16 protein-coding genes, 1 pseudogene and 1 riboswitch are annotated in these 26,640 nt (G+C 46.1%); of the genes and pseudogenes, 6 read left to right on the top strand and 11 right to left on the bottom strand.

Annotation, left to right across the window (positions count from 1 at the left end; genetic code table 11):
• Positions 1–57: 57 nt before the first annotated feature.
• From AB4329_RS18200 to tadA, 3 genes are all read left to right on the top strand, one after another.
• Positions 58–1,620 carry an AbgT family transporter gene (locus tag AB4329_RS18200; protein WP_017059875.1) on the top strand — a complete coding sequence of 521 codons (1,563 nt, stop codon included), beginning with the start codon at positions 58–60 and terminating at the stop codon, positions 1,618–1,620.
• A 214-nt stretch (positions 1,621–1,834) separates the two neighbouring features.
• Complete coding sequence (locus AB4329_RS18195; RefSeq protein ID WP_017059876.1) at positions 1,835–3,124, top strand: hemolysin family protein; 1,290 nt, start codon at positions 1,835–1,837, stop codon at positions 3,122–3,124.
• An 85-nt stretch (positions 3,125–3,209) separates the two neighbouring features.
• On the top strand, positions 3,210–3,815 hold the full coding sequence (gene tadA / locus AB4329_RS18190; RefSeq protein ID WP_032545688.1) for a tRNA adenosine(34) deaminase TadA: 606 nt from the start codon (positions 3,210–3,212) through the stop codon (positions 3,813–3,815).
• A 61-nt stretch (positions 3,816–3,876) separates the two neighbouring features.
• Here tadA and AB4329_RS18185 read toward each other — a convergent pair whose 3' ends face one another.
• Both AB4329_RS18185 and mltF read right to left on the bottom strand, forming a co-directional pair.
• Positions 3,877–4,008 carry a hypothetical protein gene (locus AB4329_RS18185; protein ID WP_017059878.1) on the bottom strand — a complete coding sequence of 44 codons (132 nt, stop codon included), beginning with the start codon at positions 4,006–4,008 and terminating at the stop codon, positions 3,877–3,879.
• Between the two features lie 328 nt (positions 4,009–4,336).
• A complete protein-coding gene (mltF, locus tag AB4329_RS18180; RefSeq protein WP_372138971.1) occupies positions 4,337–5,905 on the bottom strand; it encodes a membrane-bound lytic murein transglycosylase MltF in 1,569 nt (522 codons plus the stop codon).
• A 329-nt stretch (positions 5,906–6,234) separates the two neighbouring features.
• On the opposite strand from mltF, the gene purL reads away from it, so the two are divergent.
• Complete coding sequence (gene purL / locus AB4329_RS18175) at positions 6,235–10,158, top strand: phosphoribosylformylglycinamidine synthase (RefSeq protein ID WP_372138969.1); 3,924 nt, start codon at positions 6,235–6,237, stop codon at positions 10,156–10,158.
• 370 nt (positions 10,159–10,528) lie between these two features.
• Here the strand turns inward: purL and AB4329_RS18170 are convergent, their stop codons facing one another.
• From AB4329_RS18170 to AB4329_RS18130, 9 genes and pseudogenes are all read right to left on the bottom strand, one after another.
• Positions 10,529–13,633, bottom strand: a complete 3,105-nt coding sequence (locus tag AB4329_RS18170) for an efflux RND transporter permease subunit (RefSeq protein WP_017063782.1) — start codon at positions 13,631–13,633, stop codon at positions 10,529–10,531.
• A complete protein-coding gene (locus AB4329_RS18165) occupies positions 13,630–14,952 on the bottom strand; it encodes an efflux RND transporter periplasmic adaptor subunit (protein WP_032545691.1) in 1,323 nt (440 codons plus the stop codon). The genes AB4329_RS18170 and AB4329_RS18165 overlap by 4 nt, the downstream gene beginning before the upstream one ends.
• A 122-nt stretch (positions 14,953–15,074) precedes the next feature.
• Positions 15,075–15,425: an EF-hand domain-containing protein gene (locus tag AB4329_RS18160; RefSeq protein ID WP_017059884.1), complete on the bottom strand. Its 351-nt coding sequence runs from the start codon at positions 15,423–15,425 to the stop codon at positions 15,075–15,077.
• 516 nt (positions 15,426–15,941) lie between these two features.
• Positions 15,942–16,973 (bottom strand): 2,3,4,5-tetrahydropyridine-2,6-dicarboxylate N-succinyltransferase, encoded by a 1,032-nt coding sequence (gene dapD, locus AB4329_RS18155; RefSeq protein WP_371725094.1) that lies wholly within the window; start codon positions 16,971–16,973, stop codon positions 15,942–15,944.
• 258 nt (positions 16,974–17,231) lie between these two features.
• Positions 17,232–17,864 (bottom strand): annotated as a pseudogene (locus tag AB4329_RS18150) (MarC family protein).
• Positions 17,865–18,092: 228 nt separating this feature from the next.
• Entirely contained in the window at positions 18,093–19,082 is a 990-nt protein-coding gene (locus tag AB4329_RS18145) for a GGGtGRT protein (RefSeq protein ID WP_372138968.1), read from the bottom strand.
• Positions 19,083–19,107: 25 nt separating this feature from the next.
• Entirely contained in the window at positions 19,108–19,800 is a 693-nt protein-coding gene (locus AB4329_RS18140; protein WP_017071044.1) for an iron-sulfur cluster assembly scaffold protein, read from the bottom strand.
• 194 nt (positions 19,801–19,994) lie between these two features.
• A riboswitch (Fluoride riboswitch) is annotated at positions 19,995–20,079 on the bottom strand.
• 155 nt (positions 20,080–20,234) lie between these two features.
• On the bottom strand, positions 20,235–20,528 hold the full coding sequence (locus AB4329_RS18135) for a YebG family protein (protein WP_008223840.1): 294 nt from the start codon (positions 20,526–20,528) through the stop codon (positions 20,235–20,237).
• Between the two features lie 88 nt (positions 20,529–20,616).
• On the bottom strand, positions 20,617–21,513 hold the full coding sequence (locus AB4329_RS18130) for a LysR family transcriptional regulator (protein WP_017059889.1): 897 nt from the start codon (positions 21,511–21,513) through the stop codon (positions 20,617–20,619).
• A 208-nt stretch (positions 21,514–21,721) separates the two neighbouring features.
• On the opposite strand from AB4329_RS18130, the gene AB4329_RS18125 reads away from it, so the two are divergent.
• Entirely contained in the window at positions 21,722–22,672 is a 951-nt protein-coding gene (locus AB4329_RS18125) for a TDT family transporter (protein ID WP_017071043.1), read from the top strand.
• Between the two features lie 127 nt (positions 22,673–22,799).
• Positions 22,800–26,273 (top strand): exodeoxyribonuclease V subunit gamma, encoded by a 3,474-nt coding sequence (recC, locus tag AB4329_RS18120; protein WP_372138967.1) that lies wholly within the window; start codon positions 22,800–22,802, stop codon positions 26,271–26,273.
• The last annotated feature ends 367 nt before the right edge of the window (positions 26,274–26,640 follow it).

The following is a 26,640-nucleotide window of genomic DNA, read 5'->3' as shown; positions in this document are numbered from 1 at the left end:
GCCGTGGTCAAAACTTATATTAGGCCTAAACAAAACAACATCACATATGGAGTTACCATGAGTAACCAAGCCGTAAAAAAAGCACCATCGACTGAGAAGATCAGTGGAATGGACCGCTTTCTAAACTTCATTGAACGCGCCGGCAACAAAATTCCAGATCCAGCAATCCTGTTCTTCTGGGCTCTAGTTATTGTATGGGTAGCATCTGCACTTTTATCGAATCTTTCATTCGACTTAATCAACCCTCAAACGGGTGCTGCTCTTGAAGTAAACAACCTACTAACTGGTGAAGCGCTTGCTAGCTTCCTAGCGAATATGGTTACCACGTTCACAGGCTTCGCACCTCTAGGCATCGTACTTGTTGCTATGCTAGGTGTTGGCGTTGCAGACTCTTCAGGCTTCATTACGACTGGCCTTAAGAAGATGCTTAACTTCACGCCAGCTAAGCTACTAACGCCGATGCTAATCTTGGTTGCTATCGTGTCTCACACAGCAGCTGATGCAGGTTACGTTCTAGTAATCCCTCTTGGCGGTATCATCTTCCACGCTGCGGGTCGTCACCCTCTAGCGGGTATTGCAGCAGCGTTTGCTGGTGTATCAGGTGGTTTCTCAGCGAACTTTATCCCTTCAGGTATTGATCCGCTACTAGCTGGTTTCACTCAAACAGCGGCAAACGTTCTTGACCCTGCATATGTGATCAACCCTCTAGCGAACATCTTCTTTACTGGTTTGTCTTCAATTCTAATTGTGGCAATTGGTTGGTACGTTACAGAGAAAATTATCGAGCCTCGTCTTGCTAATACGCCTGTAGATGAAGATGCAGAACAAGCACCTGATCTAGGTACGTTCACAGCCATTGAATCTAAAGCATTCAAATTCGCTGGTTGGGCAATGGTTGCCGGTATTGGTCTGCTTATCGCGGCTCTAATGCCTGAAAACTCAGCACTTCGTTCACCTGAAGGCGAATTAACGGCGTTCTCAGCACCAGTAATGAAGTCTATCGTTCCTCTGATCTTCATCCTGTTTATTATTCCGGGTATCGTCTACGGCCGTGTAGCGGGTACATTCAAGAATAGTAATGATGTTATCAAAGCAATGTCTGAGACGATGGCAACGATGGGCGCATACATTGTAATGTCGTTCTTCTGTGCTCAGTTCCTATCTGCATTCGCTCAATCAAACATCGGTACTATGCTGGCACTTTACGGTGCTGAAGGCTTGAAAGCGATGGACCTTCCAGGTGAAGCAACGGTTGTTGGTATGATTCTACTAACGGCTGCAGTTAACCTTCTTGTTGGTTCTGCTTCAGCTAAGTGGGCACTGATTGGTCCTATCCTAGTTCCAATGCTAATGGTTGTGGGTATCTCTCCTGAGCTATCTCAAGCGGCTTACCGTGTAGGTGACTCAGTGTCTAACATCATCTCTCCACTAATGGTGTTCTTCCCACTGGTTGTTGTTTACTGTCAGCGCTACGTTAAGTCGACAGGTATCGGTACTCTAGCTTCTCTAATGATGCCATTCTCGATTGCGATGTTAATCGGTTGGTCTATCTTCTTGCTAGCTTACTGGGCTCTTGGTATCCCACTAGGTATCCAAGCACCTTACACTTACACAATGTAAGATTGAACTAAGCAAAACTAAGCTTTATTCATTGCTAAGCCCGCACCGAAATGTGCGGGCTTTTTTTCGCTATTTTTTCCGTTTTTTATATCCAAGGTTTTTATATCCAAAACTTTCTATATCCAAAACTTTTTATATTCAAAATAAAGGCACTCAGCTTATACTCCGGATTACGGCTAATTGTTGGCCGGTAAATTTAGGAAATCCAAGCCACATGAAAATTCTGCTTTTAGTAGGGTTAATTGTTTTAAATGGTCTGTTTGCCATGTCTGAGATTGCATTGGTAGCAGCAAAAAATAGTCGGCTGAAACGCTTGGCCGAAAAACACCGCTCCGCTCAGGTTGCTCTTGATCTCAAAGAAAACCCAACCCGCTTCCTCTCTACAATCCAAATCGGTATCACGGTAATCGGCCTACTCAGCGGTATTGTGGGTGAGGCGACGCTATCGGCTCCACTGGCCGTTCAACTTGAACTGTGGGGATTAGACCCAACACAAGCAAATATCTTGTCTACTGCGGTTGTGGTGGTGGGTATTACTTATTTCGCCATCGTTGTCGGTGAGTTGGTACCAAAGCGTTTTGCTCAGTCTCAAGCTGAAAACATTGCTGTGTTAGTCGCGCTGCCAATCTTCTGGTTATCTAAAATCGCGACGCCGTTTGTGTTTGCGTTGTCGGCTTCAACGGAAGGTATTCTTAAGTTGATGGGCCGAGGCGGTGAAGAAGATAGCGTTACCGAAGATGATATCCATGCACTTGTGAAAGAGGGCTCAGAATCGGGTGTGATTGAACGCGGCGAACAAGAGATGATTCGTAATATCTTGCAGCTTGATGATCGTCTTGTGAGCTCATTGATGACTCCGCGTCGAGACATCGACTTTCTGGATGTCGACCAACCCGTTGAGCAGATATTAAAGAAACTGCGTTCATCAAAACACAGTGTGTTTCCATTGTGCCAAGATCACCTCAATAAAGTGGTGGGTACAGTGTCAGCCAAAGCCTTGCTGAATCAGGCGGGCAATCTAAGCATTCAAGTGATCATGGGGCTGTCTCGCTCGCCGATCTATGTTCCAGAATCGATGAAAGCTCTGCGTCTACTTGGCTACTTTAAAGAGTCGGGCACCGAGATGGCATTCATTGTCGACGAGTATGGCGATGTTCAAGGTCTTGTGACTCATTACGATATTCTTGAGGCGATTGCTGGCGAGCTATCGAATAATCCGAACGATCTTTGGACCGAGCAAGTGGAAGACGGTTTGTTGGTGGATGGATTGATTCCTATCAGTGAACTGAAGAACCGTTTAGAGCTATCGGATTTTGAGGGCGAAAGCGAGAGCTTCCAAACGTTGAATGGCCTTGTGACTTGGTTAATAGGGCGCTTACCGGATGCAGGCGAAGTTGTTCAATACCAGCAGTGGCAGTTTGAAATTATCTCTGTTGAGAATAACCGTATTGTGAGTATCAAAGCGACGCCAATAGCCGGTGACACAGAAGACGCTAATAGCTAACAGTTCGACCAACCAGCAAGCTGCAATGGTTCATTGTCTCTTGTTGTCTTAACCTCTTTATTGTTCATTATCACGAAGATTAGGTATGCTTCACCGCATACCTATTTTCGTTTTTATCCTTTGTTTTCTGGAGTTCCCTTTGTCAGACCATCAATTCACCCCTCAAGATGAAATCTTCATGCGACGCGCCATTGAGGTAGCTAAGCAAGCAGAGAGCGAGGGAGAGGTTCCAGTGGGTGCGGTATTAGTGAAAGATGGGCAGATTATCTCTGAAGGATGGAACCGTTCGATTGGCAGCCACGATGCAACGGCACACGCAGAAATTGAAACCTTGCGTAAAGCCGGTCAAACCTTAGAAAACTATCGGCTACTCGATACCACTTTATATGTCACGCTAGAGCCTTGCCCAATGTGCGCAGGTGCCTTGCTACACAGCCGAGTAAAGCGCATTGTGTTTGGTGCTCCAGACTTAAAAGCGGGCGCTGCAGGTACAGTATTGAACTTGTTTGAAAGCCAAGCCTCATACCACTATGCCGACGTTGAACATGGTTTGTTAGAGGAAGAGTGCCGTGAGCAATTACAAGCGTTTTTCAAGCGTCGTAGAAAAGAGATAAAAGAGAAGCGAAAGCAAGAACGTCTGTTGGAAGAGCAGCGTTTAGAAGCAGAGATGAAGGCTGGCAATAAGAAATAGCAGCGTACTTTCGGCACTCTCTATCGCAAGAGTGCCAAGCAAACTGACTGAGTAACTACATTTACTCAGCAATCATCTGCATGAAAGCGCGATTGCGCCAAATGATCTTCTTCTTATTATTTGAAAGCATACGCTTACGACGGTTTGCAGCAACGGTCTTATCAAGGCGTTTCGATTTCAGTTTCTTCATCATTTCAATGATTTCCTATTTGTCGTCTGACTTTTTAGTTTGGACTAACGATTTAATTATAGTGTTATTCGTTTGTTTGGCCTGTCGCACGCTTGGCTTAAATAGAAGAGCAGTTCTAGTCTAAAGCCAGCATTGCAGTGCAACAGAGCATAATCTTGATTGTGGTGTGCCGTTATAAGGTTCGATTGTTACTGCAATATGACACTCTAGATCTCATCATCATTTTCTTGCCTGCTTCCCTTATCCCTTAGTGACGAAAGAAGAGTCGAAAGAAGAGTCGAAAAAAGACAATAAAAAAGAGCAATGCTAGATGGCATTGCTCTTTTGGGTTTTACTGTGAAGGCTCAGAACTGCTTACTGTCGACTGAGCTGCGCTGATACTCGATTCAGCACCTGAGGTTTCTAAAGGTGGGATCACCACCAAACCTTCAAGGGTCGCTTCTTGTTCTTTATTGCGCTTATTTACATGGCCAATAATGCTTTGGTAATAACGGCGAATGTTTTCAACGTAGTTTCTCGCTTCATCACCACGCGCATACCCATATCGAGTTTGGCTGTAGTACTTCTTCTGTCTTAACAGAGGCAGTCTGTCTTTCACATCGCCCCAAGCATCGGGATCGCCACCTTGTGCCTTCGTGAGGCGACGCGCGTCCATCATGTGCCCGTAACCGACATTGTATGAAGCAAGTGCAAACCAGATCTTTTCGTGTTGAGTGATTGAATCTGGTACTCGGTTCACGATACGACGCAGGTACTCAACACCGCCTTGTACCGACTGGTTCGGGTCGAGACGGTTGGTTACCCCAACACTCTTCGCGGTGGGCAGTGTCAACATCATCATGCCACGAACACCCGTTGGTGAGCGCGCAACAGGGTTCCAGTGTGATTCTTGGTAGGCCAAAGCGGCAATCAAGCGCCAATCAAATTCTTGAGAGTACCTTTGAAATAGCGGCGACCATTTTGGCAACTTGCTGTCCAGTGCGCGGATAAAGGCACGAGTATCAACGTAGTCAAAAGTGCCGATGTGGCCGATGTATTTCTCTTCTAGTGAAGCCAGTTCACCAGACTGTTTTAGGTTACCGAAGAACTCAATCAACAGAGCATAAAGGCTTTCATCTTCAGACTTCTGCAAATACCAAGAGATAGGTTGGTCTTCTGTCAGTTCAAAAGCCAAAGCTACGTCTGGGTATAAACGTTGTGCCAGTGACAGCTCAATTGAGTCCGCAACCGTAAATAAGCGCTCGCCAGTCGATACTTCTTTGAGCAGGTCGTTGATATCAGCATTGCCAACCGCGTCATAGATGAAGTCATCGTGCGTTTTCTGCAGCAGTTTGAGTGTTGGTTCAAAGTGTGAGTCTTTCACCACAACCAAAGATGGCGTTAATGTGTCAGTAGACGCCGCCTCTTCTGATTCAGTTTGTGCTTTAACAAAGTCAACCTGACGCTCATTCTCGAAATTGATCAGTTGTTCAAGGTTTCTCGGTCGCCACTGGCCTTTTTTGTATACGACCTGTTGGCTTACGTAGTAATAAGCAGGTGCGGCGCGATAAGCTCGTGTCAGTTTGTTGTTTTGCGTTAAGCCGGTCGCGATAAGATCGATTTCGCCTTTCTGCAGTGCAGGGAACAAGCCAGACAAACGGTAAGCGGGTTTAACCTCAAGCTTTACACCAAGCTCCTGCGCAAATTCACGAGCTAATTCGTAATCCAAGCCAGCAGGACCATCAGGACCGATGTAATAAGAGAGTTGGTTATTTAGGGTGCCGACACGAAGAACGCCACGATCTCGTATCTGCTCAAGGACACTTTTAGGTTCAGATTCAATCTGGCATCCAGCCAACCCAAATAGGGCGATGGCGAGCAGAAGGAACTTAGACGAAAAGATGAGCGTAAATTTAGGCATCAAAATGAAATCTCGAAAAGTGGAAGCTCCTTTATACCAAACCCCGCAAGGCTGGCAAAGCAGGTTTAATTAAACAGTTGTAAAAGTGGTGATAAATGCAGCAAAAGTACCATTTACGCAGAAAGATAAAAAAAATCACGCAAACGGTTGCTTTTGGTGTTACGTCACAAAAAGAAATGCTTTATAATGCGCTCGCATTGAAGAGGTGGGATCGGCATAGGTTTTTAAACCTTCGGGAATAGCTTCGAAGAAAACAGTTAGGTTTTTCCTTTAACCCACTGAATTTATTCCAATACTACCTTAATCAACTGCATAAGAGACGTAAGCACATGAGAATTTTGCGTGGCTCCCCAGCTCTATCTGAGTTTCGTGTTAACAAGCTTTTAGAGCTTTGTCGTGAATTAAGCTTACCTGTAACAGGTATTTACGCTGAGTTTGCCCACTTTGCTGATCTAACGGCAGACCTAGATGAGTCTGAAGTTGAGAAGCTAGAAAAGCTACTGACTTACGGTCCAACGATTGAAGAGCATGAACCTGAAGGTTTACTGCTGCTTGCAACGCCACGCCCAGGCACTATCTCGCCTTGGTCTTCAAAATCAACAGATATCGCACACAACTGCGGACTGGCTAAAGTGTCACGTCTAGAGCGCGGTACTGCTTTCTACATTGAAACCTCTTCTGAACTTTCTGAACTTCAACTTGTTGAGCTGAAAGCAATCCTGCACGACCGTATGATGGAAGTGGTTTTCACTGACTTCGAATCAGCGGCGGCACTATTTACCGTTGCTGAGCCTGCTCCTTATGCGGAAGTTGACCTACTAACTGGTGGACGTAAAGCGCTTGAAAAAGCAAACGTTACCCTAGGTCTTGCACTTGCAGAAGATGAGATTGATTACCTTCTTGAAAGCTTCACTGAGAAGCTAGGTCGTAACCCGACGGACATCGAGCTAATGATGTTTGCACAAGCGAACTCAGAGCACTGTCGTCATAAGATTTTTAACGCTGATTGGACTATCGATGGCGTTAAGCAAGAAAAATCATTGTTCAAGATGATTAAGAACACCTTTGAAACGACACCAGAACATGTTCTGTCTGCTTATAAAGATAACGCAGCGGTAATGACAGGTTCTGAAGTTGGTCGTTTCTTCCCAGATCCAGAAACTCGCCAGTACAGCTACCACCAAGAAAAAACACACATCTTGATGAAAGTTGAAACGCACAACCACCCAACGGCAATCTCACCGTGGCCAGGCGCATCGACAGGTTCAGGCGGTGAAATCCGTGATGAAGGCGCAACCGGTATTGGTGGTAAGCCAAAAGCGGGTCTTGTTGCTTTCTCTGTATCTAACCTTAAGATCCCGAACTTCGTTCAACCTTGGGAAACTGACTTTGGTAAGCCAAGCCGTATCGTTACTGCTCTGGATATCATGCTTGAAGGTCCTCTTGGTGGCGCGGCATTCAACAACGAATTTGGTCGTCCAAACCTACTTGGCTACTTCCGTACTTACGAAGAGAAAGTAAACTCTCACGCAGGTGAAGAAGTGCGTGGTTACCACAAACCAATCATGCTAGCTGGTGGTCTTGGCAACATCCGTGATGAGCACGTTCAGAAGAAAGAGATCCCGGTAGGTGCAAGCCTAATCGTTCTAGGTGGTCCTGCGATGAACATCGGCCTTGGCGGCGGTGCGGCATCTTCAATGGATTCTGGTTCTTCTTCTGAAGATCTTGATTTCGCTTCTGTACAACGTGAAAACCCAGAGATGGAGCGTCGTTGTCAGGAAGTTATCGACCGTTGTTGGCAGCTTGGTGATGCGAACCCAATCGCATTTATCCACGATGTGGGCGCGGGCGGTATCTCGAATGCTCTTCCTGAGCTAGTCGACGATGGCGAGCGTGGCGGTATCTTTAATCTACGTGACGTGCCAAACGATGAGCCGGGCATGAGCCCACTTGAGATCTGGTGTAACGAATCTCAAGAGCGTTATGTAATGGCGGTTGCTGATAAAGACATGGCAACGTTCGACGCGATTTGTAAGCGTGAACGTGCACCGTACGCAGTGGTTGGTAAAGCAACTGAAGAACGTGATCTGAAATTAGAAGATTCACACTTCGACAACACGCCAATCGACATGCCAATGGACATCCTATTAGGTAAAACACCTAAGATGCACCGTGACGCGAAAACGCTAAAAGCTAACAACCCTGCGATTGACCGTTCTGGCATCGAGATGAACGAAGCGGTTGACCGTGTTCTTCGCTTGCCAACAGTCGCTGAGAAAACATTCCTTATCACCATCGGTGACCGCTCGGTAACAGGCCTTGTAGCTCGTGACCAAATGGTTGGTCCATGGCAGGTTCCTGTTGCTAACTGCGCAGTAACAGCGGCAAGCTACGACTCTTACCACGGTGAGGCTATGTCTCTTGGTGAGCGTACGCCAGTGGCACTTCTAGACTTCGGCGCATCGGCTCGTCTAGCGGTTGGTGAAGCAATTACTAACATCGCAGCGACCAACATCGGCGATATCAAACACATTAAACTGTCGGCTAACTGGATGTCTCCAGCAGGTCACCCAGGTGAAGATGCAGGTCTTTACGAAGCGGTTAAAGCGGTTGGTGAAGAACTATGTCCAGCTCTGGGTCTAACTATCCCAGTGGGTAAAGACTCAATGTCGATGAAGACTAAGTGGGAAGAGAATGGCGAGCAGAAAGAAGTAACGTCTCCGCTATCTCTTGTTATCACTGCGTTTGCACGTGTTGAAGATGTTCGTAAGACGATTACTCCTCAGCTTCGCACCCCTGATAACCTTGAAGGACTAGGTAATACAAGCCTAGTTCTTATCGACCTAGGTAACGGCAAAAACCGTATGGGTGCAACAGCACTTGCACAGGTTTACAAGCAGCTTGGTGACAAGCCAGCAGACGTAGACAACGCAGCGCAACTAAAAGGTTTCTACGAAGGCGTTCAAGCACTTGTAGCGAACGACCAAGTTGTCGCTTACCACGATAAAGGCGATGGTGGTCTATTCGTAACGCTAGCAGAAATGGCATTCGCAGGTCACTGTGGTGTTAATGCAAACATTGAAGCGTTAGGTGAAGACACGCTAGCAGCACTGTTCAACGAAGAGCTAGGTGCAGTAATCCAAGTCCGTAACGACGACCTAGACGCAGTACTTTCTACTCTTGCAGCTAACGGTCTAGAAGCATGTTCTCATGTGATTGGCAGCGTTGTTGGTGAAGGGGAAGCATCAGATGAACTAGTGATTAAGTCTGGCGAGTCTGTAGTGATTGAACGTAACCGTACTGAACTACGTACTATCTGGGCTGAGACAACGCACAAGATGCAAGGTCTGCGTGATAACCCAGTATGTGCTGACCAAGAACATGAAGCGAAGAAAGACAACTCGGACCCAGGTCTGAACGTGAAACTGAGCTTTGACGTAAACGAAGACATCGCAGCACCGTTCATCAACACAGGTGCTAAGCCTAAGATGGCGATTCTACGTGAGCAGGGTGTTAACTCTCACGTTGAAATGGCAGCAGCATTCGACCGTGCAGGCTTCGAAGCAACTGATATTCACATGAGCGACATCCTAACAGGTCAAGCGGTACTAGAAGAATACAACGGCCTTGTGGCATGTGGTGGCTTCTCTTACGGTGATGTACTAGGTGCTGGTGAAGGTTGGGCGAAGTCGGTTTTGTTTAATGACTCTACTCGTGACCAGTTTGAAAACTTCTTCAAGCGTGAAGATACCTTCTCTCTAGGTGTGTGTAACGGTTGTCAGATGCTGTCGAATCTACGTGAACTTATCCCAGGTGCGGAGTACTGGCCACGTTTCGTTCGCAACGAATCTGAGCGCTTTGAAGCACGTTTCAGCCTAGTAGAAGTTCAGAAGTCAGATTCTGTATTCTTCAACGGCATGGAAGGTTCTCGTATGCCAATCGCTGTTTCTCACGGTGAAGGCCGCGTAGAAGTACGTGATAACGACCACCTAAACGCGATTGAAAACTCAGGTACGGTTGCTCTACGTTACGTTGATAACAACGGTAACCAAACGCAGCAATACCCGAATAACCCGAATGGTTCGCCAAACGCTATCACAGGTTTAACAACGACTGACGGCCGCGTGACAATTATGATGCCTCACCCAGAGCGTGTATTCCGTACGGTTGCAAACTCTTGGTCTCCGGAAGGTTGGGGCGAGAATGGCGCTTGGATGCGTATGTTCCAAAACGCACGTAAAAACGTGGGTTAATTGAAAACGATTTAAACAGTGTTATCGGGACAATAACCACAAGCGCAGATCGAAAGGTCTGCGCTTTTTTTGGTGGTGAGTGTGGTGTAGGGATCACCGTATAGTGGATGTGTATAACAAACTTTTGGACAGAAATGAGTTTTGGAAAATCAAACATTAGCAAATGACTAATAACTTCAGGTATGACAAATAACTAAACCTGATAGAAAAACTGCCACCAAAGAGCAAAAGACAAGACCTGACCCTATTGTTTTTTGTACGCAAAAAAACAGCAGTCAGTGATAGGGTTTAATCGCCAAATAAATTCTACGCAAACTACCATTTTCATGCCGGGCTAAATGACATGGTTCAGCATGCACTCCCAAGGGCCTCAAAGGGAAGATTGAGCACCTTCTGCCCATTTGGTCAGCTTTAAATCGTCCAAAATAAGCAGCACGCAAGGCACAACAATTGACGCTAGTAACGTAGCCGAGACTAAGCCAAACGCAATACTGGCAATTAACGGGATCAGAAATTGCGCTTGCGTACTGGTTTCGGTTAACAGTGGAAGCAATCCTGCAAATGTGGTTAACGAGGTGATAAATATCGCTCTAAATCGGTCACGTACCGCCTCTCGACAAGCGTCTATCAAGCGCTCGCCTTGGGCGATATTCTTCTTAATAAAATTGACCAACAGAATGTTATCGTTAACGACGATACCCGCTAAGGTAGCAAAGCCAACCAAGCTTGGAATAGTCAAATCGAACCCCATGCCCAAGTGCCCCCATACCACACCAATCCAGCCCATAGGGATTGCCAGCAGCACAGCAATCGGTTGAGTGTAGCTTTGTAACAGGAACACTAAAATAAGATAAATCCCCACCACGCCAAGAGCAAAGAAGGTCGCCAGCGAGGAGCCCGTATCTGAGCTTTCTTTATCCTGACCTTGCGAGGTGAAGGTGATGTCTGGGAATTTGTGTTGAGTTTGCGAGACAAATTCGCTATTGAACTGCAGCATGATTTCACGCGCATTGGCAACCCGCGTATCGATATTGCCTTGCACAACCACAGTGTTCATCCCATTAATGCGGTGAATTCGCGAGAAGGCTTGTTTTCTGTCAAACGTCGCAACACTTGATAATGGAACTAGGGTTCCATTGCCTGCCGTCACCATCAAGTTATTCAACTCATACAGGCTAGCTTGGTGCGTAAACTCATCCAGTCTCACACTAATATCCACCAGCTCGCCTTGTTGGAAAACCGTCAGATCAGTACTGCCTTTTACCGCGCTGCGCAGCGTTTGAGCAATGTTGGAAGCATTAACTCCCATCACGCCAGCTTCATCTTTAAGGTTAACGTGAAATTCGGTTCTGCCCTCACGCAGATCGGTGGAGAGGTTATAGACACCGTCAAATCCCTTCAACCATTTCACCAGCGAGCGGCTGACTTGATTGAGCTCTTGTAACGACTCACCCTGAACCCGAATATCAATGCCATTGCCAGCAATGCCCCGTTCTTTATCGGTAAACTTGAGTGAAACCACATCCGCCGTAGGGCCTACTTTTTGTTTCCAATCTTGGATTAGATCTTTAATGCTCTGCTGCCTAAATTGCGCTGGCAATAGATCGGCACTGACGGTTGCCATATGCGGCCCCGACTCATTAGCATCAGCATTTGAGTTGAACATGATCGTGGTGCTCGCGACCAAAGGTTTTGAGCTTGGGTATTTCTCTGCGTATTCTTGGTTGAGTTCATCAAGCGCGTTTGAAACCTTCTCCACCACCGCCTCTGTCTGGCTCAGTAAACTGCCTTGAGGGAGCAAGATACGCGCCTGCAGCACATCACTTTCCAAGGCAGGCATGGCTTTGAATTTCAGCCAACCTGACGAAATTGAAGCGGTTGAAATCATCACCACCATCACCAATATCCCTACTGAAAGATAAGGTGCATTCATCGCCTTGACACTCACTGGCACAAAGAATCTGTCTCTGATGTTTTCAAAACCGGCAATGAACTTGTCCCGTATAGGATTAGAGCGAGATTCAGTATGGCTATGTGCCAAATGAGACGGCAAGATCAAGAAAGCTTCTATCAGACTAACAAGCAAGGTAATCAATAACACGATGGGAATATAGCGTAGTACTTCGCCCATCTTGCCTGTGAGAAACATCAGCGGCCCTATCACCATGATGGTGGTAGCAAACGATGCAATCACACCTGGGAAGACTTGTTTGGTACCTTCAACTGCAGCGTCAAACGCGGGTAGCCCTTGTTGCCTCTTGGCAGCGATGTTTTCTGCAATGATCAACGAGTCGTCCATTAGCAGACCAATCGCGACAATCAGCCCGACCAGCGTCATCATATTCAGGGTATAACCGAGAAGTTGTATCGCAAAAATGGCGCCAAGGAATGAAACCGGCAGCCCCATGGTGACCCAAAAGCTAAAGCGAATATTAAAAAACGCCCACAACATCAAAAATGCCAGTGCTAATCCCTGTGCGCCATTGCTGGTGAGGATTCTCAGACGCTCAATAATATTGGTGCTGGAATCTTGGGTGATGGTTAAAGCGACGCCTTCAGGGGCTCTCGCCTGTTCTTTTTCAACGATGCTGACGATCGCATCTTTGACCGTTAAGGTATCTTGAAATTGCGTTTTGGACACCTGAAGCAAAGCGGCACGCTGACCATTGAACAGGATTTGATTTTCATCGCTAGTGAACTTCTGCTGAATAACGGCAACATCACCGAGGCGAACCTGAGTCCCCGTCTCACTGGATTTAATCACGATATTTTCGAAGTCTCTGACGTTGCTGCCTAAGTGGTCGAAGCGGACGCTGATCTCTTCCAAGTCATTACTAAATACGCCAGCAGGAGTGCTGATACTTTGCTGTTGTACTAGATTGGACAAGTCGGACACACTCAGGCCGTACTGCTGCAACTTCCACTGCGATACGCGAATTTCTATTTCTTGATCCGCAAAACCGCTCACGGTCACCTGAGCGATCAATGGGCTCTCTTTTAACTTGTGCTTAATTTGTTGGGCATAGAGATATAAGTCCCTATCTGACATATTGCCGGTAATCGCGACACTGGCCACCGTTGCCACTCGGTCCAGTTTCGACACCGTGATCTGCTCAACTCGATCCGGAAAATCACTGATGGCGTTAACCTGCTGTTGAATATCGCTGGTTAAAGTGTCAATGTCTTCATCATCGCCGATTTCCACATTGGCGATGACCAAACTCTCTCGGGCATCACAGCTTAACTCTTTAATTCCACTCAGCTTATCGAGAGAATCCTCCAACGGGTAACACACTTCTTCCATCATCTCAAAAGGTGACGCGCCCGGATAAACGATCCGAACCTCAATATTTTTGGTCGGCGTCAACGGAAAAGTGTCTTTCTGCAGTTTGGGCAAGGCAAAAGCCCCTAACAGCAGTACCGCCATCATCAGGACATTGGCGCCAGTGGTGTGCCGAGCAAAAAAAGCGATCATAATTTGCCCTCTTTCTGAATCGCGTTTAGGGCTTTAAATCCGCTCTGCGTATCCAACCAAAGGCCGATTTTCTCATCCGGTTGCGGTTGTAAAGCCATCCCCTCAACGGCGGGTGAAAGTTTACTTAGCACAACCACATCACCGAATTCCACGCCAGATTTGATCACCGCAACCTGCCCTTGGACGAAATCTATCCTGACAGGTTTGCTTTTCAGTTTACCTTCAGAGACAGTGTAAACTTTACCATCATGGATGGCGTTTATCGGTAGCAAGACTTGTTGCTCCATCATTGGTGCTTTAATCGTGACTTTAACGAAAGTCCCACGAATAAGTGGTGGCTTCTCCCCGGGAATGGCTTGCTGATAGGGCTGATTTACTTGTGCAACCAGGCTTTGGCTTTGAGTCTGAGCATCGATTTCACCGCCGGAGCGGCTGATCTCGGCAGGCCAAGTAATTACTTTATCGCCTGCTTGGAGCTCGACTGTCGCGCTCAAGTTGCTATGAACATCTTCGTCAAGCGAGTCAAAGCGATTGGAATTTCTTAGCGGACGCATTTTACCAAGCGGAAACTGCGCGCGAACCTCAACGGCATCGATGTCATCCGCTTTGAGCAGCAATTCCCCCTTGTTGACATACTCGGCGAGTCCAACCAAGGTTTCGACAATGCGAATATCAAATGGGGCTTTAATTACGGTTTGTTCGAGATCTCGGTTTGCAAGTGCTAGTTCCGTTTGCAAAACCTTTTGCTGCGCTTGATTAATTGCCAGTTGGTTTTTCTGTGTCTGGAGCTGTTGCTGGCTGCTGAGCAAGTCTTTGGTCGCGCGGTCTTTCTCTGTTTTGGAGATATGCCCGGTTTCACTCAATTTGATTGAGCGGGCATATTCTGACTGTTGTACCTCAAACTCTTTCTCTGCAATCTTGAGCGAATCGATAATGGTCTGATTCGTTAGCATTAGCACTTCAAGCTCAGCTTGCAAACGGGCAATAGTAAGTTGATAAGCGGTGGGGTCAATTCTAAGGAGTTCGCTGTCTTTGCGGATAATAGCGCCCGTTTTGTATTGCTCAGAAACCCACACAACCGCGCCGTCAAGTTCAGACTGTGCCTGCCAGTCTTGAACAGACTCGGTATGTCCATATCCGATGGCAGAAGGTTGGATATTTCGCGGCTCGACTTTCAACACCCGAACCACCTTTTTAGCAGCCGTATTACTCGCATTAGGCGGTTCAGCCTTCATCCCTGGTGCGATCACCAATAACGCGATGCCCAACAAAACAGGAGGAACAAACAGAGCCCTTTGTAACCAGCTATACCTAGTCATAGCGATTCCCTTACTATATTAGCTTTTCCTTAAGCAAAAGGTAGCACACCAACATAAGCGGATTTGCTTCCTTGATCTCAAAATAAGTCAGGCCTCACAAATGGAGGCCTGATTGAATTGAGCTACTGATTGTTTTTGCCTTTGCCCATGGTATTTTTGGGGTTCACCATGCCTTGATGAGCATTAAACTCTTGTTGAGAGATAGCGCGATCCGCGTTGCTATCTAACGAAGCAAAACTGTGGCTTTGATTGATATTTTTCAACGTACGTCCCTCTTCTGCTCGCTGGGCAATACGTTCTGAGCGTGCTTGATTGAACTCGGCTTCGGTTATCTTGCCATCACCATCGAGATCAAACTGTGAAAATACTGGGCGTGACATATTGTTATTCATGCCTTTATTCATTCCACCAGCCATTGCTCCGAAGGCAATAACGATACCGAGTAACGCGATTATCGTGCTTTTGATTTTCATGACGTTTTCCTTCTCTTTGTTTCACTACTTAAGAATATACTAATGTAAGTAAGATAACGTCATGTGATGTAAAGGTATGTAAAGATGGCTAAGTAGATATCGATTTATGTTCTTATCGGTTTGTAAGCGCAGCGCAACAGAAATTATGAAACTTCTGCCGCTAGTACTCTGGTAAGAGTACAGGCATAGCTATGTCCAAATGGTTTTCAAATTATCCCAAACTTTCAGCCACCGAAACCGAAACCGAAAAGCCAATGATATAAAATCCCTAGTTTCGAAAAATATGGCGATTTTTAGACATTCAGAGTGTTTTCGAACTTTTGCCCAGCAGTTTGCCTTGCAAATATCCAACAGACAAGGGATTACTTTTAGTAGGGCAAATACATGTTAACATTCTGTTAACTCTGACTGGTAATGGGGCAATAATGATTCCCAGAACATACAAAAAAGCCGCTGGATTGAACCCCAGCGGCTTATTATTTTCTAGCATCTAGCATCTAGCATCTAGCGCTTAGATTAGTTGTTGCTGTGTAGTTCGCTGTTTAGCTCAACAGCAGACTTGTTCGCAAGACATTCAATTTGGCCAGTGATTGAGTTACGACGGAACAGAAGATCAGAAACGCCAGCTAGATCGCGAGCTTTAATGATCTCTACTTCGTTGCCTTCTTTATCTAACATGCGAACCTTAGTACCCGCAGTCACGTAAAGACCAGACTCAACCGTACAACGGTCGCCCATAGGGAAGCCAAGACCAGCGTTTGCGCCTAGTAGGCAGTTTTCGCCGATAGAGATAACCATCGTACCGCCACCAGACAGAGTACCCATGATAGAAGCGCCGCCGCCGATGTCTGAACCGTTACCTACAACAACACCCGCAGAGATACGACCTTCAACCATGCTCACGCCAGTTGTACCAGCATTGAAGTTGATGAAACCTTCGTGCATTACTGTTGTGCCTTCGCCTACGTGTGCGCCAAGACGAACACGAGAAGTGTCAGCAATACGAATACCTGTTGGTACTACGTAGTCCACCATTTTAGGGAACTTGTCTACGCAATCTACAGACAGAGCACGACCTGCAAGGCGAGCTTCGATTTGACGCTCAGCCAGCTCAGGTAGGTCGATAGGGCCTTCGTTTGTCCATGCGATGTTGTGCAGTAGACCGAAGATGCCGTCCAGTACCGTACCGTGTGGTTGTACTAGGCGGTTAGAGATAAGTTGTAGCTTTAGGAAGCCTTCAGCAACTGATGCTGGCTTCTCGTCAGTAGCAAGAACAACAAGAACAAGTGGCTGTTCAGACGCTGCCGCTTTTTCTGCTAAAGATGCGTTAGCTGCATCATCGTTTGCTGCGAATGCCTTCGCCAGTTCTGCGCTTTGTGCAGCAGAGATTTCGATAGCTTGGTTGCCTTCAGAGTAACCTGATACTTCTGCCACAGCCGCTACAAGAGCGTCGCTTGGGTTTAGAAGTGGGTTAGGGAAGAACGCTTCAATGATTTTATTGTCGCGGTTTTTGGTTGCCGTACCGAAGGCTAGTGAAAAGTAAGCCATGTTGAATCTCCATGTGTTGAGTCTTGATTTTGCTATTCCAAAACAACGGCTCGAATAACAAGCGCTGCCGTTAGCAAAGTTAATTTAATTGCGTTCATCATAAAGAGAGCGCCCTCGTTATGAAAGGGCGTATCGGGATAAAGTCTGTAAAATGATATTGCTTGTCTTTTGAGAGATAGTTTTCTGCAATGAGAAAACACTGCAGATCAACACAAATTGATTGGTGCGTTAATCAACATTCTCCTGTGAATCCCCTCTTTAGATAAACAGTGCCTTATAAGCTTGCTCAATCCCTTCAATCAACATCTGCATACCGATTACCGCGAGTATCAACCCCATCATTCGAGTAATCACGTTCAGTGCGCTTGGTCCAACGGCTTTAACGAAGCGCTCGCCAAATACAAACAATACGTAGGTTAAGGCGCATAGTAGGCCAAAGGCGACGATGGTTTCGTAGATGCCTTCGGTGCTGGCAAAGTTCATCGCGGTGGCAATGGTGCCCGGTCCGGCTAATATTGGCATTGCCAGTGGCGAGACGGCGATACTGAGCGCCGCATCTTGTTGAGCGTCTGAGTTGACCTTCTCTTTTGCTTTAGAGTGTGTTGAGTCACCTTGCAGCATATGAAAGCCAATCAAGAACACGAGGATCCCGCCGGTGATACGAAGCGCGTAAAGCGTGATACCAAAGAGGCCGAAGATGAGTTTACCCGAGACAGCAAAGGTGCTGACGATGATGAAGGCGATGAACACTGAGCGGAAAGCGATAGACTTGACCGTTTCCCTATCATTATCACCTGTTAATCAAAGAAAGATCGGTGTGTTGGCGATAGGGTTCATGATGGCAAAAAAGCCCATGAACACGGTAATGGTATGAATGATGAGCTCTTTCATATTATTCCTTTGAAAATATGTAGTTAAATACGACAGCAGAATGTATTTAATCTTAGATACAAATAATTATTAGAAATAGATAGTAGAGCAAGTGTGAATAAAAAACAGCCAGCATAAGGCTGGCTGTTTGGTTTTAGTGATAGGTGTAGAGTTTTAGTCGTCCGTTATTGCTTGATTCTCAACTAACAGACTCTACATAACAGGCAGATTGTGGGACTCACTTTGTCGTTATGCGTGTTGAGATTCACTCACTGCCACAGCCAATGCAACCGTCGCTCCGACCATTGGGTTGTTGCCCATGCCGATGAAGCCCATCATCGCCACGTGAGCAGGAACTGAAGAGCTACCTGCGAACTGAGCATCAGCGTGCATTCTGCCCATGGTATCGGTCATGCCGTAAGACGCTGGGCCTGCTGCTACGTTATCTGGGTGCAATGTTCGACCTGTACCGCCACCTGAAGCAACTGAGAAGTATGGCAAACCTTGGCGAGTGCGTTCTGCTTTGTAGATACCCGCTACTGGGTGTTGGAAGCGTGTTGGGTTGGTTGAGTTACCCGTGATACTCACATCCACTTCTTCTCTGTGCATGATCGTTACACCTTCACGTACATCATCAGCGCCGTAACACAAGATCTCGCCACGAGGGCCTTGTGAGAATCGGCGACGTTCTGTTTCAACTAGCTCACCCGTTTGGTAATCAAATTGAGTGCGAACATAAGTAAAGCCATTGATGCGAGAGATTAGGTAAGCGGCATCTTTACCTAGACCGTTCAAGATAACTTTCAATGGTGTTTTGCGTGATTTGTTCACGTTCAGTGCAATCTTGATCGCACCTTCTGCAGCAGCAAAAGACTCATGGCCTGCAAGGAAAGCAAAGCAGTGGCTCTCTTCATTGAGAAGGCGAGCAGCCAGTGCGCCATGGCCGATACCGACTTGGCGTTGCTCCGCAACACTGCCGGGTTTTGTGAATGCTTGAAGGCCTTCACCAATGATATTCGCTGCTTGTTCTGCGTTGTTCGCTTTACGGAACAGAGCCAATGCTGCACCAAGAGTGTAAGCGTCAGCTGCGCTTTCAAATGCGATAGGTTGAGTGTCCATCACTAATGCTTTTGGATCGACATTGTGTGATAAACAGTATTGGTTTGCTTGCTCTAAAGAGTCGAAGTTCATTTCTGCCAATACGCGAGTTACTGATTCATTAAATTGAGTGTTCATCATATCTTTCCTCTTTTATTGGCAAAAATTATTGTTGGCGTGGGTTAATGGTGGTCACGGCTTCGTCGAAGCGACCATAAGTCCCTGTCGCAAGGTCGGCCGCTTCATTCGCTGGCACGCCTTGGTTAATCGCCTTCATCATTTTGCCGAGGTTGAGATATTCGTAGCCAATCACTTCGCTGTGATCATCAAGTGCAAGCTTGGTTACGTAACCTTCTGCAAGCTCTAGGTAACGAACGCCTTTTGCTGCGGTTGAGTAGCTGGTGCCAACTTGGCTGCGCTGTGTTTGACCTAAGTCTTCTAGTGCTGCGCCGATCTCTAGGCCACCTTCAGAGAAAGCCGACTGAGTTCGACCGTAAACAAACTGCAGGAAGATTTCGCGCATCGCGACGTTAATCGCGTCACATACCAAGTCAGTATTCAGCGCTTCTAGAATGGTTTTTCCGGTGAGGATTTCCGCAGCCATCGCGGCAGATTGAGTCATACCTGAACAACCAATCGTTTCGATTAATGCTTCTTCGATGATGCCGTTTTTTACGTTAAGAGTCAGTTTTGCAGCACCTTGTTGTGGTGCACAAGTGCCAACACCGTGGCTTAAGCCAGAAATAGCGATGACATCTTTTGGGCTAACCATTGCGCCTTCAACTGGAATTGGAGCTGAATTGTGAAGATCACCCCTTTGAATAGGGCACATTGATTGAATTTCTGAAGAGTAGTGCATAATGTTTTCTCACTTATAGAGCCATTTAAGGCCTAGGGCGTTGAGAAAACAGGACGTGTTGGAAGAGGTGCGGCTAATTCACTACAGATCTTGAGTATCGATAATCCAAAGGTGTCATGGAACTTGGTCTTAATAGACTAAGTCCATTTCAAAATGGAGGAATAGCGATACGTCCAACAGTATTACCTGTTTTCGATTCTGTAGGAGTCATTAGCACTGTTCGGAAAGAACGGGCGGTTGAAGCAAAAGCTTAGGTGGAACCCCATCACCTGATGGCTATAGATTAGATCTTCCTCACACTTTCATGCAAGCGAATGTTTAGAGCGATTTCGACTATAAACAAGCTTCATTATATTTCGATAAGTATAAAAAAACGCCAATAACGAACTCTGATTAGAGGCGTCATTGACGTTTTTTAGAAAGGTATCAGCTAGTTAAGCTGCATCTTCTTCTGCGTCTTCAACAGCTTCAAGCTTCTTAGCTTTTTTCGGAGCTGGCTTACGCTTAGCACCTAATGCGTAAAGAACTTCTTCTTTGTTCTTCGCTAGGTACATTGCAAGTTCTTCTTGCTTGCCTTCATCTTCAACTAAATCGCTTTTGCCTAACAGTTCAAAAAGCTCATCAGCCATATCCAGCATTTTGTCGTATGCGTCAGCTTCGGCTTTAGAGGTAAAAGTCATTTTCTCTTCTCCGTTGCGTTCCACCACGTACTTGACGATAACAGCCATGGTTAATCCTCTAAGTTTGATAAATTTTACTGGCTTTTTATACAGTTTCTGATGTTAAAAGTCCAGTTGGAGCCCGTACTATGCGGCCTCAATCTTGATGTGCCGCCCAGTCTTCACAATAACTCATGAAAGATTTCAGCAGTGGGCTTTGATATTTGTCTTTATGGACCAGCATCCAGAATCGGCGTTTCATATCAAGTGGCACATTAAGCGCTTTTACTCGGCCTGAATCGATCGCTCGCTGAGCAGCTAAACGAGACAAACAGGCAAAGCCAAGACCGGCAGAAACAGAGTTGATGATTGCTTCTGTGGTGTTGAGTTCAAAAGATTCATACCAATGTTCGATGCGCGGTGCGACGGCACGAAGGAAAAACTCGCGAGTCCCTGAGCCTGATTCACGTAAAATCCAATGGCTGTCTTCTAAATCGCTTAAAATCACTTTTTCTTTGGCAACGAGAGGATGTTGATTACTAACAATAATGCACATTTCATCGCTGCTAAACTGACTCGAAATGAGTTCAGGGTGTAATGTTTTTCCTTCAATTAGCGCGATATCCAGTTCATAATCCACCAACTTTTGGCAGATCAGTGCACTGTTTGAAATGAACAAGCTTTGATCCTGATGTTGAGTTCGTTCGCGAAAGCCTGACAAAATAAACGGTGCGACCTGATTACCAATCGTGTCACTCGCGCCGACCTTTAGATTGCCACTTAAAGGCTGATCATCACGGAACAAAACATCAATACCAGCAGCACGATGTAATATTTCATCCGCCAATGGAAGTAACTTATGTCCCTCTTGGTTGAGAATTAATCGGTTGTTGACCCGGTCAAATAGAGAGTGGCCGAGTTGTTTCTCCATTTCGCCTAGTGCCATGCTGACCGCAGCTTTAGACAGAAACAGAGCCTCAGAGGCAGCAGTCAATGTCGAGTGCTGAGTAATAGTGACGAACACTTTGAGCTGTTTTATTGAAATATTAGCCATCAGATTCCTAGTTTTACTCTGCTGGTGAAAATGGATTCTGTTCAGTATTGATGAACACTTGTTATATATAATTGGATATTGTTTAACGAAGCGCAAGCGTATTATGGCTTCAACAAGCTGATGAGTTCACAAGTTTAGTGAATTAGGTTTAAGAGAGGCTGACATGATTCAACGTATTAAATATAGATTAACAGGAGCTCCAACACCCATGGCAGGGTTAGCACTCGCAATTGCAAGCTTAGGCTGGTGTTGGGATGGTGTTCTAGTCGCACAAGGTATCTTACATACACCGGGTTTGGTGCAGTGGATCAGTGCTGGCATTGCGGCGGTATTACTTCTTGTTTTAGCTGTGAAATTTTTGATTCATGGTCACCTATTGCGTGAAGATCTTGCTCACCCTGTTGTCGGCAGTGTGGTACCAACATTTGCAATGGGGTGCATGGTGGTGTCAGCGTCTTTGGCGCCAATCTCTCAATTCTTACAAGAAGCTATGTGGTTGGCTTCTGTGGCTTTGCATGTTGTGTTTCTAACGAGCTTTTTGTACCACAGAGCTAAAAACTTTGAGATTCACCACATGGTGCCAAGCTGGTTTGTGCCACCGATCGGTATTATCGTCGCTGACGTCTCTTTCTCAGGTAATCCAGTTTTAGAGCCAGTAGCTAACGCGACTTTGGTATTCGGCTTATTGGTTTACGCAGTAATGCTACCAATCATGGTTTACCGTTTGATCTTCTCTCACGAAGTGCCAGATGCTGCAAAACCAACGATTGCGATTATGGCAGCACCGGCAAGCCTATCTTTGGCGGGTTACTTAACCGTTACTGCTAACCCTTCACCTGTGATCATTGGTTTACTATTTGGTATTGCAGTGTTGATGACGTTCATTATCTATATGGCGTTTTTCAAACTACTTCGTCTTCCATTTAGCCCTGGTTATGCAGCGTTTACCTTCCCAATCGTGATTGGTGCAACAGCCTTGTTCAAACTGGCTGCGTGGATGCAAGCACAAGGTATTGAAGCGCATTACATCAATCAAGTGTTTGGCCTAGCGTATCTAGAATTGATTGTGGCAACGTTTGTAGTGGGTTATGTGGCGGTTCGTTATTACATGAATTACAAACCTCACCGTGTTCTAAGCGCGGTAGGCAGTAGATTGTAAGAAGCAATAGTTCAAAAGATAAACGGAGCTTAAGTTTTCAGTATTTCATAAGCTTATATTCCTAATCCAAACTCGGCACTTATGCTAATCTGGCTTTATATTGTGGCAAGATTAGCGTGAGTGCACTTTGTTTACTGTTTACCATTCCAATAAAGTCGATACTTTAAAAATCCTTCTCGTTCATTTAATCAAAAGTGATCCTTTAGCCAACCCTTTCGAAAAAGAGCAGATCTTGGTTCAGAGCCCAGGTATGTCTCAATGGCTTAAGATGGAACTCGCCAAAGAGTTTGGTGTAGCAGCAAATATAGACTTTCCTCTTCCAGCAACCTTCATTTGGGATATGTTTACCCAAGTGCTTCCTGATGTACCTAAACGCAGTGCTTTTAACAAGGAAGCGATGACATGGAAGCTGATGAGTTTGTTACCCGCTAAGCTTGAACACCCTGATTTCTTACCCCTACAGCGCTATCTTGAAAACGATGAAGATGATTCGAAGTTGTACCAATTGGCAGAGAAAATTGCCGACATCTTCGATGGTTACTTGGTGTATCGACCGGAGTGGATGGCGATGTGGGAAGCGGGAGAGCCCGTTGCTGAATTGGTCGATGATGAAGGGCAGCAAGAGCACCCTTGGCAACCGATTTTGTGGCAAGCACTCTATGAGCAAACCCTGTCTCAAGGCCAATCAAAATACCACCGTGGCAATTTGTACCACGACTTTATTGAAGCGCTAGCCAATCAACAAGGTCAATTGCAGCATCTGCCGAAACGCTTATTTGTGTTTGGTATTTCTTCGTTGCCTCCTCGTTACATGGATGCGTTGAAAGCTCTGGGTGAGCAGATTGATGTGCATCTGATGTTTACTAACCCAAGTAAGCCTTATTGGGGAGACATCAAAAGCCTCAAAGATTTAGCAAGATTTGAGGCTAAGCAACGTAAAAAGCTCGCTTTGTCTAATAATATGCTCTCATCAGCTGGCTCGTCTTCCTTAATGGAAGGTGGGAAATATGAAGTGCATGATGAACTGCATATTGATAATGCCATTGGAAATAATTTATTAGCTTCGATGGGAAAATTAGGACGAGATAACTTACTTTTGCTCTCTGAGGGAGATACTGAGGAGTATCAATTTTTTATTGATGTAGATCGAGATGGCTTATTGCATCAAATTCAAAGAGATATCCTTGAATTGGAAGAGCATCGCAATGATGAGATTTTGGATTCTAGCAACCATAAACAGGTGGTTGAGCTTGGCGATCGCTCTCTGACCGTACATGCGTGTCACAGCCCAATGCGTGAGGTGGAAGTTCTTCATGACCAGCTATTGGCGATGTTTGATGCCGACCCGACCCTGAAACCACGCGATATCATCGTGATGGTGTCTGACATTAATGCTTATAGTCCAGCGATTCAGGCGGTATTTGGTAATGCTCCGGGTGAGCGTTATATCCCTTACTCGATCTCTGATAGAACTGCAGACCAAGAAAGCCCAATTCTGACCGCTTTCATGCAATTGGTCGCGCTACCGAACACGCGCTGTTTAGCCTCTGAGTTGCTAGAGCTGTTAGAAATTCCTGCGATGATGGCACGCTTTGGTATTGACGAGTTTCAATTCGAGCAAGCCAAGCAATGGGTTGAAGAGGCGGGCATTCGTTGGGGGGTTGATGCTTCAACTGCAACAGAATTTGATCTGCCTGCGACTGAGCAAAATACCTGGCTATTTGGTATTCAGCGTATGTTACTGGGCTATGCGATGTCAGACTCTGCGGGCTTGTTTGAAACTGAACATTCTCCGATTGCGGCTTATAACGAAGTTCAGGGTATTAACGCCGAACTTGCGGGTAAGTTAGCGCACTTTATTGACCGTATCGCTCATTACCGCCAACGACTAACTGAAACCCAATCAATCGATATGTGGCGTGAAACCTTGCTGCAAATGATTGATGATTTTTTTGCGGTTGAGCTGGAAGGTGAGGTGGTGCTTAAGTCGATTCGTGATGCACTTTCACAACTGAATGAACAGCTTGATGATGCCTTGTATGAGCAAGAGTTGTCGCCGAGTATCATCTATCAGTACTTAAATAATAAACTGTCGGGCGCCCGTATCAGTCAGCGTTTCTTAGCGGGACAAGTTAACTTTTGTACCTTGATGCCGATGCGTTCTATTCCGTTCAAAACCGTCTGTTTGTTAGGCATGAATGATGGGGTTTACCCTCGCTCAATGCCGCCAGAAGGTTTTGACCTGATGAACGGGCGCACTCGACCTGGAGACCGTTCTCGTCGTGATGATGACCGCTACCTATTCTTAGAGGCGATGTTGTCAGCGCAAGAATGTTTGTACATAAGCTATGTCGGCCGTTCGATTCAAGATAATACTGAGCGAGTGCCGTCGGTATTGGTTTCAGAGTTGATTGAGTACTGCCAGCAGAACTACTGCCTAAGTGCAGATCAAGCGCTACCAAGTGATGATTCTGGTATCAAGCTGACTCAAGCGATCAGTTTTGAACACACCATGACGCCATTTAGCTCGGCTGCCTTTACTCAAGGTGATTCAAGCCATGTGCTGAGTTACGCCAAAGAATGGCTTCCTGCGGCTAACCGTTCCGGTGAACGCAGTGGTGAATTCAATCGTGCCTTGGATGACTATTTGCTTGGTGCGGCCTATCCATTGGAATTGGATTTGGTTGAGCTACAGCGTTTCTGGCGCTTGCCAGTGCAGTACTTCTTTAATCGCCGTCTCAAAGTGGTGTTTGAACCGCCACTTCCTGTAATGGAAGACGATGAGCCATTCGTACTCAATGGCCTAGAGAGCTTCCAGCTTAAAGATGCGCTGCTGCAAGTGTTGCTGGACCACCCAGAAGGTGCAGACGAAGCGGTGCGACTGTTTGTCTCTGAGCAAAAAGCCCAAGGTCGATTACCGGTTGGCGCCTTTGGTGACATCGAATTTGAAACCAATCGTGTTCAAGCGGAAGACTTAGCCAAAGAGATTAGATTTGTGAGCGGATCACCGCAGCAAGATCTCGAAGTGAATATCGAGTTTGACGTGTTAGGCGAAGGTAAGCCTGTTCGCTTGATGGGGTGGTTAACTCAAAACTATCAATCAGGTCTAGTGCGTTTCCGTAGCGGCAAAATACGCTCTCAAGATTACTTGGCTGCGTGGATTGATCATCTATCCTGCGCTGTTATGGGACACGGAAAAACGACCCATATTATTGGCTATGACAGAAAAGAGGGCGTGGTTCACCAAACGCTACAACCTATCGGCGATGCGCAGCAAGCGAAGAGTATATTAGCTGAGTTAGTACGACTGTTTTATCAAGGTATGACTGCACCATTGCCATACTTCCCGAAAACGGCATTAGCTGGTGTTGAAGCGGGCTTTAGCCGTGGTAAGTGGGTCGATGATGAAGAAAAGTCACTCAAGAAAATGGCCGATACCTTTAATGACAGCTTCGCCTTCACGGGCGAGGGTAGAGATACCTACATCTCACGAATCTGGTCTAAATGGGACGATGAATTGGCTACTGAGTCGCGTATGTATTCAACGCTTGTGCTACAGGCGGCAAGACTCGCCGCTGCCGATCTTGAAGATCAGGAATAATCGGCAGTGATCAGCAAGATCGCCAACAATATGCTTATCAAAGAGATGCGTTTGAATAAAAGCATGGGAAATAAAGAGTTAGATGTAAACTTGGTGTGCAGGGCTTATAAAATGACGAGAGGAAGTCGTTTATGAGGAATCAAGGTACAGGAAATAAAGTGGCCGCCAGTAAATCATTATTAGTGTAGGGCGTTCGCTGTACGGCCACAGGTCAGAGGGACCATTATTCTGTGGTTCAAAGTAACGCCGTAAAGTACAAAACTCGTACGCGCTCCTGAACTCGTGGGCGCATAGTAGCGAGGCGATCCGAATTGATCCGTGAGAGAGATCGCACTAACTATTAACAAATCAGCGTAGGACGTAAATT

This window comes from Vibrio sp. 10N.261.54.A5 (assembly GCF_041471145.1).
In the GTDB taxonomy this organism is placed as follows: Bacteria; Pseudomonadota; Gammaproteobacteria; order Enterobacterales; family Vibrionaceae; genus Vibrio; species Vibrio crassostreae_C.
Note: the sequence above shows the minus strand (reverse complement) of the source record. Positions and strands in the feature narration are given on the sequence as shown.